Here is a 15,929-nt window from a genome sequence, read left to right on the forward strand (position 1 = left end):
TCCTTATGAATTTTAAGAATGTATCCAATCATTCAGGGATTTGTTAAGTATTAGTTATTTTATAAACTCCAATTTCTGGAGGGCTTTCAGATCCATTGTTTTTAAGCCTTCAGAAGCTTTTTCAATATCTTTTGAGAATATGCGGTCCTTTTTAATAGAAGGAACCATTTCTCTTCCTTTTTCATAAAGCAGTTTTGTTTGGCTCGCCATTTTTTCAACACCACGGTATTCTACCGCTTGCATCGCACAAATCAACTCAATAGCCAAGACTCTTCTTGTATTCTGAATAATTTGATGTGCATGCCTTGAAGCGATTGTTCCCATGCTCACATGATCTTCTTGATTGGCAGAGGAGGGAATTGAATCAACACTTGCTGGATGCGCCAACGTTTTGTTTTCTGATACAAGAGAAGCCGCAACATATTGCATAATCATAGCACCTGATTGCAGGCCTGGCTCTGGGCTTAAAAATGGCGGTAAATCATTTAACTGAGGATTGACTAAGCGTTCAATCCGCCTTTCGGAAATATTTGCCATTTCAGCAACAGCTATCTTCATGAAGTCCATCGCAAATGCGATTGGCTGGCCATGGAAGTTACCGCCAGATATTACTTTTTCACCGTTATCAAAAATTAATGGATTATCTGTTGCCGCGTTCATTTCGATTTCCAGTTTTTCTTTAACATAATCAAGTGCTTGCCATGTAGCACCATGAACTTGCGGGATGCAGCGGAGAGAATATGGATCTTGTACTCGCAATTCCCCTTGCTGCGTTGTCAATTTACTATCGCTTAAGTATCCGCGGATCCGTGCCGCTGTATCAATTTGCTGTTGATAGCCCCTTGCTGTATGTACCTCTTCAGCAAAGGCATCAATAATCCCATTTAAACCTTCAATCGTCATGGAAGAAATTAATTCACTTTGGAATGCAAGTTGTTCCGCCTCAAGATAGCCGACAACTCCCATGGCTGTCATTGCCTGGGTTCCATTAATCAGAGCAAGGCCTTCCTTTGCTTCAAGCGTAACCGGGAAAATTCCTTCTTCCTGAAAAGCTTCAAGTGAAGGTACTCGATTTCCTTTGTAGAAGACTTCGCCTTCGCCGATTAGGACTAATGCTAAATGTGAAAGCGGTGCCAAATCTCCGCTTGCTCCAAGAGATCCTTGCTGCGGAATAACTGGGATGATATCTTTGTTTACCAATTCTAGTAATTTTTCAATAACAAGCGGCCTAATTCCTGAATAGCCTTTTAAAAGTGCATTCGCACGGAGCAGAACCATTGCTTTTGCGACAACTTCTGGGAACGGATCACCGACTCCACATGCGTGCGAGCGAATTAAATTAAGCTGGAGCTCCTGTGCATATTCTTTATTAATGAGAACATCACTAAATTTTCCAAACCCGGTAGTAATCCCATAAACAACTCTGGATTCTGAAACGATTCTTTCAACTGCATCCCGGCTTTTTGCTGCAGCCTCCATACTTATTGCTGAAGCGCAGACCTTTTGCTTTCTGTATAAAACTTTCTTCATTTGGTTAAGTGTTAAACTTTGTCCTGTTAATGTAATCATTATCCATCTCTCCTCTATCGCTTTAGTAGAATAAAGAAAGAGGCTGGATTCCATTCTTTTTAGAATTGGAGTCCAGCCTCTTTCATTTCATTGCTTATAATTTGGTGTGTTTTTTTACGCAACCTCTTCTTCATTGTTTTCACCCCTTCCGTTTTTTGTTAGCTCTATTGATATGATAACAATTCTATTTTGTGGCAGCCATGTTTGTCAACACATTTTTCTGAATTTTAGTACAATATTGCTTTAGCACAATAATAAATGAAAGAAATAATAAATCTACCTACCCATATAATTCTGATTCAGACAATCAATATTTTGGTGTATACTCGGGGGAAGAGGGGTGACAAAAACGTGGAAGGAAAATGGCTGATTGCTGACCGGGATTTAAACGAGCGAGAAGGATTAAAATGGCTGTTAAAAACAACTTCCATTCCTGTTGCGAACATATTTTCAGCCTCTAATTTTCAGGACTTTATTATGTTGTTTGAACAAAAAAGCCCTGATATTGTCTTAATGGAACTCGATATGATTGCAAAAGAGGAATGGTCAGCCTTCCGTGAATTGATACAGATTTATGGCCCGATATTGCTGCTGACCAGTGCAGAAGCAACATTTGAAAAAGCCAGATTAGCCATTGACCTGCAGGCATTGGATTTAATGATTAAGCCCTTTTCAACAACCAAGGTTAAAACTGCTTATCAATCGGCAGCAAGGCAATTGGGCAAAAAAAGACATGAACATGGAAGTTTACACACAAATTCAAATAAAGACATAACCTATGAATCTTTATTTATCCATTCTCATTCAAGCAGTTCCGAGAATTATAAACTAGCTGCATTTCAATCTGAAAATAAAGATCAGGTTGGGATACTCCATTCCTTTTTGGCTGAATACTCATTTAAAGACTTACACGGCGTTTTCGCTTTAAGCGATTTGGTCATTCTTTTGTTCAAGGAAAAATGCCATGATTTAAAAGAACAATGCCAAAAAGCAATTAGAAAATGGGAAGAGGATTTTTCTGAGTCACTGGCAATCGTGATTGATACGGGAAAATCCTTAGGCATGACACTCCATGAGAAGTATCTCCAAACAAGAAAAATGCTGGAATTCACTTATTATAAAGGGTACCGGCAGGTCTTTGAGTTTGATTATTCATCGGATTGGGCACATATTGATCCGTTTTTAACACCTCCGGAACAAAGGGATTGGATTGACATGCTTTCAAGCCTGGAGTTAGATAATATTAAAAAATGGCTTTATGATGAATTTTTACAGCTTAAGGATCCGTTCCCCGATCCTGGGATTAGTTAGGATTCGGCTTACAAGTATCCTTGCTCAAATAAGACGATTTATGAGAACGTATCATTTGATTGAGGAGTATGACCGGGAATATCGGTATATTTTCAATTCGATTTTGTATGATGCCGTTCTTTACCGCACAGTCCAAAATCTTATTTTATTTATACAAAAGATCGTTTGCGGGGCAGAGGTAAATTCCAGAAATTATAAACAGGATCCGATTGAGCGGGGGATATCGTTTATGGAAACAAATTTTGCTCAAGTTAATTTGAAGCTTGATGATGTTGCACAATACGTGGATCGGAATCCATCTTATTTTAGTCATATGCTGATTTCAAAGACGGGCAAAGGGTTTACTGAGATCCTATCGGGAATAAGGATGAAAGAAGCGAAACGGTTATTAACAGAAACAAGCAAGCCAATTAAAGCAATTTCACTGCTCGTTGGCTACCAAAATGCCAACTATTTTAGCAGGAGCTTTAAAGAAATAAACGGGATATCTCCAAAAGAATTCAGATTAAAAAACGAAGATAAATAAAAGGAGAAAAGATTCAGTCACTGGACTGAGTCTTTTTTAATCATAAAAACTAAAAAAAGTGCTATTTTTCTAATAAAATCTTCCTTTTTACTATTCTTATTTATAGGACAAGTAACATTTTCAAAAGATATTTTCACTTTTCTATTCACTGGATGATTTTTTAAAAGAGACTGACAATTTAGAATAGCAAGTATAGAAAACATATTCTAGGAGAGTGGAATGTATGGAAACTAAAACGAATACAGCAGGCAAAAGAGTAATTACAAATTATAAAGGCACTGAGTTACACGCAAAGGGCTGGATTCAAGAGGCTGCACTTCGCATGCTGTTAAACAACCTTGATCAGGAAGTTGCCGAAAGGCCGGAAGACTTAGTGGTTTACGGTGGAATTGGGAAGGCAGCTCGAAACTGGGAATCTTTCGATGCAATTGTCAAATCGCTTTTAGAATTAGAAGAAGATGAAACCCTGTTAATTCAATCTGGTAAACCAGTTGTTATTTGGAAATCTCATAAGGATGCACCACGCGTATTACTTGCTAACTCAAACTTAGTTCCTGCATGGGCAAATTGGGAGCATTTCCACGAGCTTGATAAAAAAGGCCTGATTATGTATGGACAAATGACTGCCGGAAGCTGGATTTATATCGGAAGCCAAGGGATTGTTCAAGGGACGTACGAAACATTTGCTGAGCTTGCCCGACAGGAATTTGGCGGCTCATTAAAACATACCATTACATTAACAGCGGGGCTGGGTGGAATGGGCGGCGCCCAACCTTTAGCAGTAACCATGAATGATGGTGTATGTATTGCAATTGATGTAGACGAAACAAGAATCGATCGTAGAATTGAAACCCGCTATCTTGATGTAAAAACAAACGATTTAGAAGAAGCACTTAAATGGGCATTCGATGCCAAAAAAGAGGGGAAAGGTTTATCTATTGGCTTATTAGGGAACGCAGCCGAACTTTTACCACTCATGATCGAAAGGGGCTTTAACCCTGATGTATTAACAGACCAGACTTCCGCACACGATCCATTGAATGGATATATACCAGCAGGCTATTCTTTAGAGGAAGCCTCAGTATTAAGAAATGCAGATCCTGCTAAATACGTCCAACTTTCAAAACAAAGCATGGCAATACATGTAAAAGCAATGTTAATGATGCAGCATAAAGGTGCGGTAACCTTTGACTACGGTAACAACATCCGCCAAGTCGCTAAGGATGAAGGGGTTGAAAATGCATTTGATTTCCCTGGCTTCGTTCCAGCGTACATTCGTCCATTGTTCTGTGAAGGGAAAGGTCCATTCCGTTGGGCTGCCTTATCAGGAGATCCGGAAGATATCCGTAAAATCGATGAGGCATTACTTCGGGAATTTAAAGATGATGAGCATCTTTGCAAATGGGTCAAAATGGCACAGGAAAGAATCGCGTTCCAAGGACTTCCTGCCCGTATCTGCTGGTTAGGATATGGAGATCGTGCCCGCTTCGGCAAAGTGATTAACGATATGGTTGCTTCAGGAGAGGTTTCTGCGCCAATTGTCATCGGACGTGACCACTTGGATGCAGGTTCTGTTGCCTCACCAAACCGCGAAACCGAAGCAATGAAAGATGGCAGTGATGCAGTTTCTGACTGGCCAATCCTCAATGCAATGATTAATGCTGTCGGCGGTGCCAGCTGGGTTTCTCTTCACCACGGCGGGGGCGTAGGGATGGGATATTCTCAACATTCCGGCATGGTTATTGTAGCAGATGGCACGAAAGAAGCCGAAATTCGCTTGCAAAGAGTATTAACGACTGACCCGGGAATGGGTGTTGTTCGTCACGCAGATGCAGGCTATGAGTCAGCAATCAAAACCGCAAAAGAAAAAGGCATCAAAATGCCAATGCTGCCACAAGAGTAAAATGGAGAGGATGAGAAGCAAATGACTGCACTTTTTATCAGAAATGCTTCTCAGCTCGTTACTTTACAGGGGAGCTCTCATGCTCCCCGTGTGAAGGAAGCGATGTCTGAGCTTGCCATCATTGAGAATGGTAGTGTTTGGATCGAAAACGGTGTCATCCATGCTGTTGGCAAAGATGAAGATCTTGTTGCAAAGTATAAAGAGCGTCTTCATGAAGCGCAAGTAATCGATGCAAGCGGAAAACTCGTGACACCAGGACTTGTTGACCCACATACTCATCTCGTCTTTGCAGGCAGCAGGGAAAATGAGTTTAATATGCGGCTCGAAGGTGCCACCTATATGGAAATCATGAATAGCGGCGGCGGAATCCATGCCACAACAAGAGCAACCAAGGCCGCAACGAAAGCTGAACTTTTTAATGAAAGCTTTGAACGATTAAATCAATTTCTCCTTCATGGTGTGACAACCGTTGAAGCGAAAAGCGGCTACGGAATGGAGTGGGAAACGGAGTTAAAACAGCTTCAGGTAGCAAAGGAACTAAATGAAAGGCATGTAATGGATGTCGTGCCAACGTTCATGGGCGCTCATGCTGTACCAAAAGAATATAAAGAAAATCCGGAGGCGTTCGTCAATCTACTCATTAATGAAATGATTCCAAAGGTAGCGGAACTCGGCTTGGCGGAATTTAACGATGTCTTCTGTGAACATGGAGTGTTTACCCCGGAGCAATCCAAACGGATTCTTGAAGCTGGAAAATGTAACGGTTTGATTCCAAAAATCCATGCCGATGAAATTGAGCCATATGAAGGAGCTGAACTGGCTGCAGAAATTGGCGCCATTTCAGCTGATCACCTCTTGAAAGCTTCTGAAAAAGGTATGAAGGCAATGGCTGAAAAAGGCGTTGTCGCTGTATTACTCCCTGGAACCGCCTACTTCTTAATGGCTGAGTCTGCAAATGGAAGAAAAATGATTGATTTAGGGGTACCAGTCTCACTTTCCACCGATTGTAACCCAGGTTCATCCCCAACGGTATCTTTGCCGTTTATTATGAATCTAGGCTGTATGAAGATGGGCATGACTCCGGCGGAGGTGATCACGGCCGCAACAATTAATGCAGCACATGCAATCAACCGCAGTAAAGAGATTGGTAGTTTAGAAGTTGGTAAAAATGGTGACATAACCATTTTTAATGTTGAAAATTATATGAAGCTGCAATATTCCTATGGCGTGAATCATACGGATACCGTTGTGAAAAACGGTCAGGTCGTCGTGAGAGGTGGGAAATTAATTGAAGAGCTTTCTATTTCCAAAAATTAATCCGCCCAGTTTTACATGGGTAAGGCCGGAAGCCGGCGTGGTTTCAAAGGTTCATGAATGGATTCAGCCAATTACAAAAGAAAGTGACACCGAGAAAAGTAAAGCCGCTGACTTCGTTGTAGTCGGTGTCCCGCTTTCACGGTCATCCATCAGTGCATCAGGTGCGTCTGAATTTCCAGATTTTTTCAGGCGTGCATGGAAAGGCTTTTCAACGTATAACCTTGATGAGGATATTGACTTATCTGATCGGACAGCACTTGATGTTGGCGATGTTCCGATGCGTGTAACAGATATTAAAAAATGTCATCAGAATATCGTCGAGGCATCTGCGGCTCTGCATACCCATTTCCAAACATCGACCATTTGCGGTATTGGCGGAGACCATTCGATTACGGCAATGATGGTAAAAGGGCTTCATCAAGCAAAGCCAAATGAAAAAATTGGCATCCTGCAGTTTGATACACACTTTGATTTAAGGGATATGACAGATAACGGCCCTTCCAACGGCACGCCGATGCGGAATTTGATTGAAAGTGGCGTCGTCCGTGGTAGCAATATGTACAATATCGGCCTTCACGGATTTTTTAATACAAAGGATCTAAAAAAATATGCCGATGAACAAGCTGTTAACTATATAACACTGGGGAAGGCCAGAAAGAAAGGTATTAAAGAAACGGTTCTCCAAAGTTTAGAAGCATTAGCTGCAAAAGTTGACACAATCTATTTAACTGTAGATATGGATGTCCTTGATATTGCTCATGCTCCGGGAGTGCCAGCCTCAACGCCCGGAGGCATGACAACAGCAGAACTGCTGGAAGCGGTACTGGCAGCGGGCCGCCATCCAAAGGTAAATGCAATGGACATCGTCTGTCTGGATCCATTAAGAGATTCCCATGTACAGCCTACAGTTAAACTTGGTACGCATGTATTTTTAACGTTCCTTACCGGCGTAATGCTGCGGTAAGGATTGGTGAAAGGGGATGTTTGTTCATCATAGATGGGCAAAGTCCCTTGCACTAAAGAGAAAGAGAATTTCCTTAAAAATAAATAGATACGTTCATAATCATCAAAGGAGGATAACTATGAAAACGGGTACGGATCGTGTAAAAAGAGGCATGGCTGAAATGCAAAAGGGCGGCGTCATTATGGACGTTGTGAATGCTGAGCAAGCAAAGATAGCAGAGGAAGCGGGAGCGGTAGCTGTTATGGCATTGGAGCGCGTTCCTTCTGATATTCGTGCAGCCGGCGGAGTAGCAAGGATGGCAGATCCACGAATTATAGAAGAAGTGATGAATGCGGTTTCCATTCCAGTTATGGCTAAAACACGTATTGGCCACATCACAGAAGCCCGGGTTCTTGAAGCAATGGGCGTGGACTATATTGATGAGAGCGAAGTTTTAACCCCGGCAGATGAAGAATACCATCTAAATAAAAAAGTTTACACTGTTCCATTTGTTTGCGGCTGCCGTGATCTTGGCGAAGCAGCCCGCCGTATTGGTGAAGGTGCAGCCATGCTTCGAACAAAAGGAGAGCCGGGAACAGGTAATATCGTGGAAGCTGTTCGTCATATCCGCAAGGTAAATGCACAAGTAAGTAAAGTCGTTGCAATGTGTGAAGATGAATTGATGACAGAGGCAAAGCAGTTGGGAGCTCCATATGAAATTCTTCTTGAGATTAAGCGTAATGGACGTTTGCCGGTTGTAAACTTTGCAGCCGGAGGAGTAGCAACGCCTGCTGATGCAGCACTTATGATGCAGTTAGGTGCTGATGGAGTATTCGTGGGTTCAGGAATCTTCAAATCTGATAATCCGGCAAGATTTGCCAGGGCGATTGTTGAAGCAACAACCCACTTCCAGGACTATCAACTAATTGCAGAGATTTCAAAGAATCTTGGAATTGCAATGAAAGGTATTGAAATTTCGTCACTGTCTCCTGAAGAACGTATGCAGGAGCGCGGTTGGTAAGGAGTTTTTATGAAAGAGTACTAGTTTTAAAAAAATATTCATAAGCGCTTGCTCGTTAATGAAATCGCTTTCGTATTTCAGAAAATTAAAAATATTTATATTGACATTGTTTTTTCTGACTTGTATACTCTTTTTAGAAAGGTGGTTTAGGAGCATGCAAACACTGGAAACAGTGATTGTTACAGGATATGCTAAAGCACCACAGGGAACTTCCATGTATGAAATGTACAAGCATGCGGGAATTGTACTAGAAGTGGATTTGAAAGAACATAAAATTATCAATGCCGAATTTACATTCGTAGCAGAATTAACGAAAAATTATTTTCAAAAACTGCTGATCGGCTACTGTCTCCAAGACGGGATTGAACAGCTGATTGAACGAATTCAAAGCTTTTATTTTGCTCCCTCCCAGCAAGCAATCATTGTAGCTCTTCAAGCTGCAGTTCAACGCTACTGGGATAACGTGAAGCAAAAGAATAAATAACGTTTGGTTATAATAAAGTGGGAAGATGACCTCTTTCCATGGTCTTATTAAAACCGGGCAAACATGGACACTTTGTAAGGAATGTTCGTTAGAAAACATTCTTTATGGAGGAACTATGTTTTTGCCCGCTTTTTATATTTGATGGAAAGGAAGGGAAATAAGATGAGCAAGCTGATTACATGCGAAGAAGCTGTAAAAAAAGTTAAAAGTGGCTCACGGATTATGGTAGGGGGATTTGGGCTAGTAGGAAGTCCGCTAAGTTTAATAGCTGCTTTGGCTAAGGCGGAAGTTAGAGACTTAGAGATTATTAGTAATAACCTAGGAGAACCAGGAAGAGGTCTTGGGTTTTTAGTACGGCAAAAACAAGTAAAAAAAGCGATAGGTTCGTATTTTACCTCCAACCCGGAGGTGGTTAAAGCCTATCAGGATAAAGAATTAGAAGTGGAAGTTCTCCCGCAGGGAACGATGTCTGAAGCGATTCGGGCAGGCGGTGCGGGAATAGGAGGGTTTTATACACCGGTCAGCGTAGGAACAAAAATCGCGGAAAACAAAGAAGAGCGCACCCTTAACGGTAAAAAATATGTTTTCCAGGAGCCCATTAAAGCCGACTTTGCTTTCATTAAAGCGAAAAAAGCGGACCAATTAGGAAATCTCATATACAACAAATCCGCAAGAAATTTTAATCCGATGATGGCAACAGCTGCGGATGTTGTGATTGCAGAGGTAGATGAGATGGTGGAGGCAGGCCAGCTTTCTCCTGAAGAAATTGTCACCCCTCATTTATACGTTGATTATATCGTTGTGAAAGAAGGGAACTAGCTTGAACGCAAAACAATACATTGCTGCAAGAGCAGCGAAAGAATTAAAGAATGGGGATATCGTCAATTTGGGGATCGGGATTCCAACGCTGGTTGCTGACTATATTCCGGCAGATGTTAACGTTTTTTTACACTCGGAAAACGGAATTCTTGGCGTAGGCCCTACACCTGCCCCGGAGCAAATTGACCTAAATCTTGTCAATGCAGGGAAACTTCCTGTCACTGTTTTGACAGGGTCCTCCTTTTTTGATAGTGCTTCCTCCTTTGCGATGATTCGCGGAGGTCATGTAAGTGTTTCTATCCTTGGGGTGCTGCAAATCGATGCGATTGGGAGGATCGCCAATTGGGCTGTCCCAGGAAAAAGTGTTCTTGGAGTAGGCGGGGCAATGGATTTATTGGAAGGCTCCAAAAAGGTAATCGTAACCACCATGCATATGAACACCAAGGGGGAGTCAAAAATTGTTGAGGATTTAACCTATCCGCTCACATCGGAACGAATAGTGGATTTAATTATTACTGATTTGGCCGTGTTCGCTGTAAAGGCAGATGGACTTCACCTTATCGAGCTGTCCCCTGGAGTTTCCCTTGAGGAAGTGCAACAGAAAACGGATGCCCCCTTCCATATTGCTGAATCTTTAAATAAAAGCAAAGAGGTGACTACGTAGTGGTTGTAATTGTAAATGCGTTTCGGACTGCTATCGGAAGCTATGGAGGATCACTGGCCAATACAAGTCCAGAAGAGCTGGTATCTCTCATTATGAAAAATAACCTTTCTGCTTCCGGTTACGGTGCCAATATTGTCGATGAAGTGATCGTCGGACAAACCAAACAGAGTGCGCATGCTCCTAATATTGCAAGGGTTGCTGCGTTACTTGCCCATTTTCTGGAATCGATTCCTGCTTATACCGTTCACCGTCAGTGCGGTTCAGGTATGCAGGCCGTCATGAACGGGGCGATGTCCATTCTGGCAGGTCAGGCTAACGTTGTTTTAGCAGGAGGGGTCGAAAGTATGTCTCAAGCCCCACATTATACAGTCGGTTCTCGCTTCGGCCTAAAGATGGGAGATGTGACGCTATATGATTCGAATACGGAGAGTCAGCCAAAATCCCAGCCGAAAGAGATATACGGTCGCTTCACGATGGGGCAGACAGCCGAATGGCTGGCTGAAAAATATAACATTAGCCGGCGTGAGCAAGACGAATTTGCCTATAGCAGCCAGCAGAAAACGAAACGTGCCATTGAACTGGGCCGTTTTGAAGAAGAAGTCATTCCTGTTCCTGTAAAGGAAGGGAAAAAGGGAGTCAGACACTTTGCGATCGATGAGCACCCAAGATTGACTGAACTTGAAAAGTTAGGAACACTAAGGCCTGTGTTTCAAGAGAATGGTACGGTAACAGCAGGAAACGCATCCGGAAGAAATGATGGAGGCTCGATGCTGCTGTTGATGTCTGAAGAAAAAGCGAAACAACTGGGAGTGGTCCCGTTAGCAAGGGTTTGTTCCTTTGCTGCAGTTGGTGTATCGCCAAAAGAAATGGGAATTGCTCCTGTTCCTGCATCCCAAATGGCGTTGAAAAAAGCGGGTCTCCGTCTGGCAGATATCGATTTGATTGAATTAAATGAGGCATTCGCTGCTCAGAGTCTTGCTTGTTTAAAAGAATGGGGCATAAAAGGAGACAACGTGAATGTAAATGGAGGGGCGATTGCTTTAGGACATCCACTTGGGTGCTCCGGTGCAAGAATCATCACTACATTGTGTCATGAGCTTGAAAAACAAAAACGGCAATATGGCCTTGCAACAATTTGTGTAGCTGGGGGATTAGGAATGGCAATGGTGGTGGAAAGATGGGTCGGATAAAAAAAGACTACGTGTTTCATCGTGATTTAAAAAAGGAGTACCCGATTATTACCCGCGGTGAAGGGGCCTATCTCATCGATGAAACCGGAAAAAATATTTAGATGCTTGTTCGGGAGCGGTTGCAGCCAACTTGGGCCATGGGATTAAGTATATAGGAGAGGCCATGGCAGAACAAGCAAAGAAAGCGGCTTTTGTTCATACAATGCGTTTCGAGACGAAAGTGTTGCATGAATTGGCTGAAACAATTGGGAAAATGGCCCCGGACAATTTAAATAAGGTGTATTTTACAACTGGTGGCTCCGAAGCAAATGAAGGCGCTTTAAAATTAGCAAGGCAATACCATAGGGATGCCGGCAGTACCCCAAAAACATATCGTGATTGGGAGATGGCAATCGTATCACGGTAACACAATCGGTTCTTTATCAGCAGGAGGAGATGTTAAAAGAAGGCATGCATACACTCCCAATCTTTTAAACTACGCCCATGTCTATTCTCCTTATTGTCATCGATGTCCATATGATCGACAAAAAGATGATTGCCTTTCCAAACAAAACTGGGCGTGCGTAACGGATATTGAAAGAACCATTTTAGAGCTTGGGCCAGAGAACGTTTCGGCATTTATAGCCGAGCCGATTGTCGGAAGTCAGCAAGGTGCTGTTCCGCCGCCGCCGGGTTATTTTGGGAAGGTTAGAGAGTTGTGTGACCGTTACGAAATCCTCTTAATCATTGATGAAGTGATGACTGGATTCGGTCGTACCGGTACCAACTTTGCGACAGAGCAGATTGGAATCACACCGGATATTATTACTTTTGGAAAAGGGGTATCAGCGGGATATGCTCCGCTTGCCGGAATGATTGTTCATGACAGGTTAATCGACGGCCTCATCCAAAACAGCGATGGAAAATTTATCCACGGTTACACCTATAGCGGACATCCTGTAGCGGTTGCAGCCGGTCTTGCTGCACTGGACGTATATGAACGGGATATGGTGCTGGAAAATGTCAAAAAACAAGGTCCCTACCTTTTCAAGCGCCTTTTGGAGCTGAAGCAAAAACATTCAAATATATCAGATGTTCGTGGCAAAGGGCTTTTAATCGGAATGGAGCTTGTGAAGGATCATGACCAAGATTTGTTATTTGATCCAGCTGAAAAAGCTGCTGAAAAATTGAATGGGATTGCGATGGAACTCGGTGCTGTTTTTTATCCCGGTTCAGGTTCAATTGATGGTGTAAAGGGAGAGCACCTTATCGTCAGCCCTCCTTTAAATGTCACGAAATCAGAAATCGATGAGATTGTAAGAATTTTAGATGAATCATTTACTATATTCCATCACCAATTAAGAAAGGATGAGCTTTATGAAAGTACAAAATAAAACAGAAGAAATCCAAGAAAAAGCCAAAAAACATTTATCACCGGTTATGACAAGGGTAACCGAGCTTGTCATTGAAAAAGCACATGGCGCCAAATTTTGGACGACAGATGGAAAGGAATATATCGATTTCGTTTCAGGAGTGGCTGTCAATGCAGTTGGGCATACAAACGAAAAAATGGTGGAAGCCATTAAAAAGCAAGCTGAAGCCTTGATTCACCTTGGATTGAATTATGGCTACTATGAAACTGCAGCAAATTTAGCGGAAAAGCTAGCACAAATCACACCGGGAAATTTAGACACAGTCTTTTTCTCCAATTCCGGAGCTGAAGCGATTGACGGTGCGCTGAAACTGGCAAAGGCGGCAACAGGAAGACCGGCAATTATTGCATTTGAAGGATCGTTTCACGGGCGTACATTAGGTGCAACAGCCATCACTGCTTCAAGTTCTAAATACCGCCGTTATTATGAACCGATTCTTGGCGAAGTCTACCATGCACCCTATCCGTATCCTGGCCAATTGAAAAACATTAAAGCGGAAGAAGCTGAAGAGTATTGCTTGAATCAGCTCCAGAAACTGTTCGATTTACGCATGGATCCTTCCCGTGTAGCGGCCATCATCATTGAACCTGTAATGGGTGAAGGCGGCTATTATCCGGCGCCGCCAAGCTTTTTACAGGCGTTAAGAAAGATTACAGAGGAACACGGCATTTTGCTTATCTTTGACGAAGTGCAAACAGGGTTTGGCCGTCCCGGCAAAATGTTCGCGGCAGAGCATGCAAATGTCACACCGGATATTTTGGTATTAGCAAAAGCCCTTTCCGGCGGTATGCCTCTTGGTGCAATTGTGGCAAGCCGCGCGCTTCATGAAAAATGGCCTACAGCCGGCCATGGTTCGACTTTTGGAGGAAATCCGGTTTCTTGTGCAGCGGCATTGGCAAACATTGAGGTCATCGAGGAAGAGAAGTTAGTCGAACGCAGTGCCAAACTCGGCGCCGAGATTGTAAACAGGCTTCAAAACTCCGTGGGACATTTACCTGGCATTGTTGAAGTCCGAGGAGTTGGCATGATGATCGGAATAGAATTTGATTCACAATCGGCTGCTTACTTTGTACCTAAAATTAAATCGAAAGCATTGGAAAATGGCCTGCTCATTATGAACTGCGGTGTAAGTGGGCAAACGATCCGCTTAATGCTGCCTCTTAATATTCAAGATGATGTATTGGATAAAGGATTAACCATTTTGGAAGATGTAATAATCGAAACCATTTCAGGAACTTAATTTTGGAGAAATACCACAAAGGAGGTCAAATTTATGCCTAGTCAAATGAAAAAAGATATTCTTCAGGGAGATCTTTATATAAACGGAGAATGGGTCAATGCCCCTGATCAGTCCTACTTTAAAAGCTTGAATCCGGCAACGGGCGAACTTGTCGGAATGTGCGCAGCTGCCACACTGGGACAAGTAAATGAGGCAGTCGAACATGCGAATGAAGCATATTCAATATGGAAGAATACTCCGATTCCAGAACGATCCGCTTATTTACTAAAAGCTGCCCACTTATTTGAACAGCGAAAACAGGAAATTGCAAGTGTTATGACAATGGAAATGGGCAAAGTCTTGCCCGAGTCTTTAGGCGAAGTTGGAGTAGTCATCGCGACGGCTCAATATATGGCGGGCGAGGGACGACGCCTCTTTGGAGAAACAGTTCCTGCCAGCTTCCCGGACAGAAATGTAAGAATGATTCGTGAGCCCCTTGGTGTTGCGGCATGCATTACTCCCTGGAATTTCCCTGTGGCGCTTGCTTCCTACAAAATCTTTTCAGCTCTGATTGCCGGTAATACCGTTGTGTGGAAGCCTGCATCAGAAGTTGCCCTATCGGCAAAGATTTTCATGGAAATTTTAGATGAAGCCGGCTTCCGGCGGGGGTTGTCAACTTAATAACCGGGTCTGGAAGAATTGTAGGACAAACACTTGCAGAGCATCCCGATGTGAAAGTTATTTCGTTTACGGGTTCAACAGAAGTTGGACAAAAGTTGGCGGAAATGGGCAGTAAAACACTAAAACGGATTTCTTTGGAACTGGGCGGAAAAAATGCGGTGATCGTCTTGAAGGATGCCGACTTGGACAAGGCCGCAGACGGAATCATAAAATCAGCGTTTACGACAACCGGCCAGCGCTGTACAGCGGCAAGCCGGGTAATCGTCGAGCGTCCCGTAAAGGAACCGCTCGTACAAAAATTAGCAGATTTAACAAAGTCTATGAAAATAGGAAATGGACTTGAAGAGGGGAATCAAATCGGTCCGCTCGTCAATGAAGAACAGCTTCATACGGTTGAAAAATATGTAAACACTGCGATTGAAGAAGGCGGGAAAATCGTGTCAGGCGGGCAGCGTGTCAAAGACTTAGGCGGTTATTATTATGAGCCTACGATCATTGAGAATGTGAAACCAAACCACTCCATTGCACAGGAAGAAATATTTGGCCCTGTTCTTGCCATCATTGAAGTAGATTCATATGAGGAAGCCATGGAGGTAAATAACGGGACCATTTATGGATTATCAACTTCCATATACACTGAGAGCCTTCATTATGCAAACCGTGCTGCAAAGGAAGCGGTAACCGGACTTGTCTATATTAATAACGGCACATCAAATGCTGAGATGGGTGTGGCATTTGGTGGGATGAAAATGTCCGGAAACGGCCACCGTGAAGTTTCCCATCATGCATTTGATGTCATGACAGAGTGGAAGTCAATTTATACGAACTATTAATGAACAGCCCATGTCTGTATTTAAAAGTGATCGATTT

The 15,929-nt window shown here is 42.8% G+C and carries 14 protein-coding genes and 1 pseudogene; 14 read left to right on the forward strand and 1 reads right to left on the reverse strand.

All coding sequences use genetic code 11. From position 1 onward, the window contains the following. Positions 1-54: 54 nt before the first annotated feature. The gene (hutH, locus tag RCG17_RS17900) at positions 55-1,569 is read right to left on the reverse strand and encodes a histidine ammonia-lyase (protein WP_308171462.1); all 1,515 of its coding nucleotides are present in this window, start codon (positions 1,567-1,569) and stop codon (positions 55-57) included. A 351-nt stretch (positions 1,570-1,920) separates the two neighbouring features. Here hutH and RCG17_RS17905 point away from each other — a divergent pair, with 351 nt between their 5' ends. The 14 genes and pseudogenes from RCG17_RS17905 to RCG17_RS17970 all read left to right on the forward strand — a co-directional run bounded on the left by RCG17_RS17905 (position 1,921) and on the right by RCG17_RS17970 (position 15,892). Next, positions 1,921-2,880 (forward strand): response regulator transcription factor, encoded by a 960-nt coding sequence (locus RCG17_RS17905; protein WP_308171463.1) that lies wholly within the window; start codon positions 1,921-1,923, stop codon positions 2,878-2,880. Between the two features lie 40 nt (positions 2,881-2,920). Then, on the forward strand, positions 2,921-3,406 hold the full coding sequence (locus RCG17_RS17910) for a helix-turn-helix domain-containing protein (RefSeq protein ID WP_308171464.1): 486 nt from the start codon (positions 2,921-2,923) through the stop codon (positions 3,404-3,406). Positions 3,407-3,629: 223 nt separating this feature from the next. Then, positions 3,630-5,309 (forward strand): urocanate hydratase, encoded by a 1,680-nt coding sequence (hutU, locus tag RCG17_RS17915; protein WP_308171465.1) that lies wholly within the window; start codon positions 3,630-3,632, stop codon positions 5,307-5,309. Between the two features lie 21 nt (positions 5,310-5,330). Further along, a complete protein-coding gene (gene hutI, locus RCG17_RS17920; protein ID WP_308171466.1) occupies positions 5,331-6,626 on the forward strand; it encodes an imidazolonepropionase in 1,296 nt (431 codons plus the stop codon). Then, entirely contained in the window at positions 6,598-7,590 is a 993-nt protein-coding gene (locus RCG17_RS17925) for an agmatinase family protein (RefSeq protein WP_308171467.1), read from the forward strand. Before hutI ends, RCG17_RS17925 begins: the two co-directional genes overlap by 29 nt. 118 nt (positions 7,591-7,708) lie before the next feature. Further along, on the forward strand, positions 7,709-8,590 hold the full coding sequence (gene pdxS, locus RCG17_RS17930) for a pyridoxal 5'-phosphate synthase lyase subunit PdxS (protein ID WP_308171468.1): 882 nt from the start codon (positions 7,709-7,711) through the stop codon (positions 8,588-8,590). Between the two features lie 154 nt (positions 8,591-8,744). Further along, positions 8,745-9,074, forward strand: a complete 330-nt coding sequence (locus RCG17_RS17935; protein ID WP_308171469.1) for a DUF3870 domain-containing protein — start codon at positions 8,745-8,747, stop codon at positions 9,072-9,074. Positions 9,075-9,236: 162 nt separating this feature from the next. Further along, positions 9,237-9,893, forward strand: coding sequence for a CoA transferase subunit A (locus tag RCG17_RS17940; RefSeq protein WP_308171470.1), 657 nt, complete (start codon positions 9,237-9,239; stop codon positions 9,891-9,893). A gap of 1 nt (position 9,894) precedes the next feature. Continuing rightward, positions 9,895-10,557: a 3-oxoacid CoA-transferase subunit B gene (locus tag RCG17_RS17945; protein WP_308171471.1), complete on the forward strand. Its 663-nt coding sequence runs from the start codon at positions 9,895-9,897 to the stop codon at positions 10,555-10,557. Further along, a complete protein-coding gene (locus RCG17_RS17950; protein WP_308171472.1) occupies positions 10,557-11,747 on the forward strand; it encodes a thiolase family protein in 1,191 nt (396 codons plus the stop codon). The genes RCG17_RS17945 and RCG17_RS17950 overlap by 1 nt, the downstream gene beginning before the upstream one ends. 130 nt (positions 11,748-11,877) lie before the next feature. Then, positions 11,878-12,153, forward strand: a complete 276-nt coding sequence (locus RCG17_RS17955; protein WP_308171473.1) for an aminotransferase class III-fold pyridoxal phosphate-dependent enzyme — start codon at positions 11,878-11,880, stop codon at positions 12,151-12,153. Continuing rightward, positions 12,095-13,120 carry an aminotransferase family protein gene (locus tag RCG17_RS17960; protein WP_308171474.1) on the forward strand — a complete coding sequence of 342 codons (1,026 nt, stop codon included), beginning with the start codon at positions 12,095-12,097 and terminating at the stop codon, positions 13,118-13,120. The genes RCG17_RS17955 and RCG17_RS17960 overlap by 59 nt, the downstream gene beginning before the upstream one ends. Next, entirely contained in the window at positions 13,104-14,399 is a 1,296-nt protein-coding gene (locus tag RCG17_RS17965; RefSeq protein ID WP_308171475.1) for an aspartate aminotransferase family protein, read from the forward strand. The genes RCG17_RS17960 and RCG17_RS17965 overlap by 17 nt, the downstream gene beginning before the upstream one ends. A gap of 45 nt (positions 14,400-14,444) precedes the next feature. Next, a pseudogene (locus tag RCG17_RS17970) lies at positions 14,445-15,892 on the forward strand (aldehyde dehydrogenase). Positions 15,893-15,929: the final 37 nt, after the last annotated feature.

This window comes from Neobacillus sp. PS3-12, assembly GCF_030915385.1.
In the GTDB taxonomy this organism is placed as follows: Bacteria; Bacillota; Bacilli; order Bacillales; family Cytobacillaceae; genus JAEVLT01.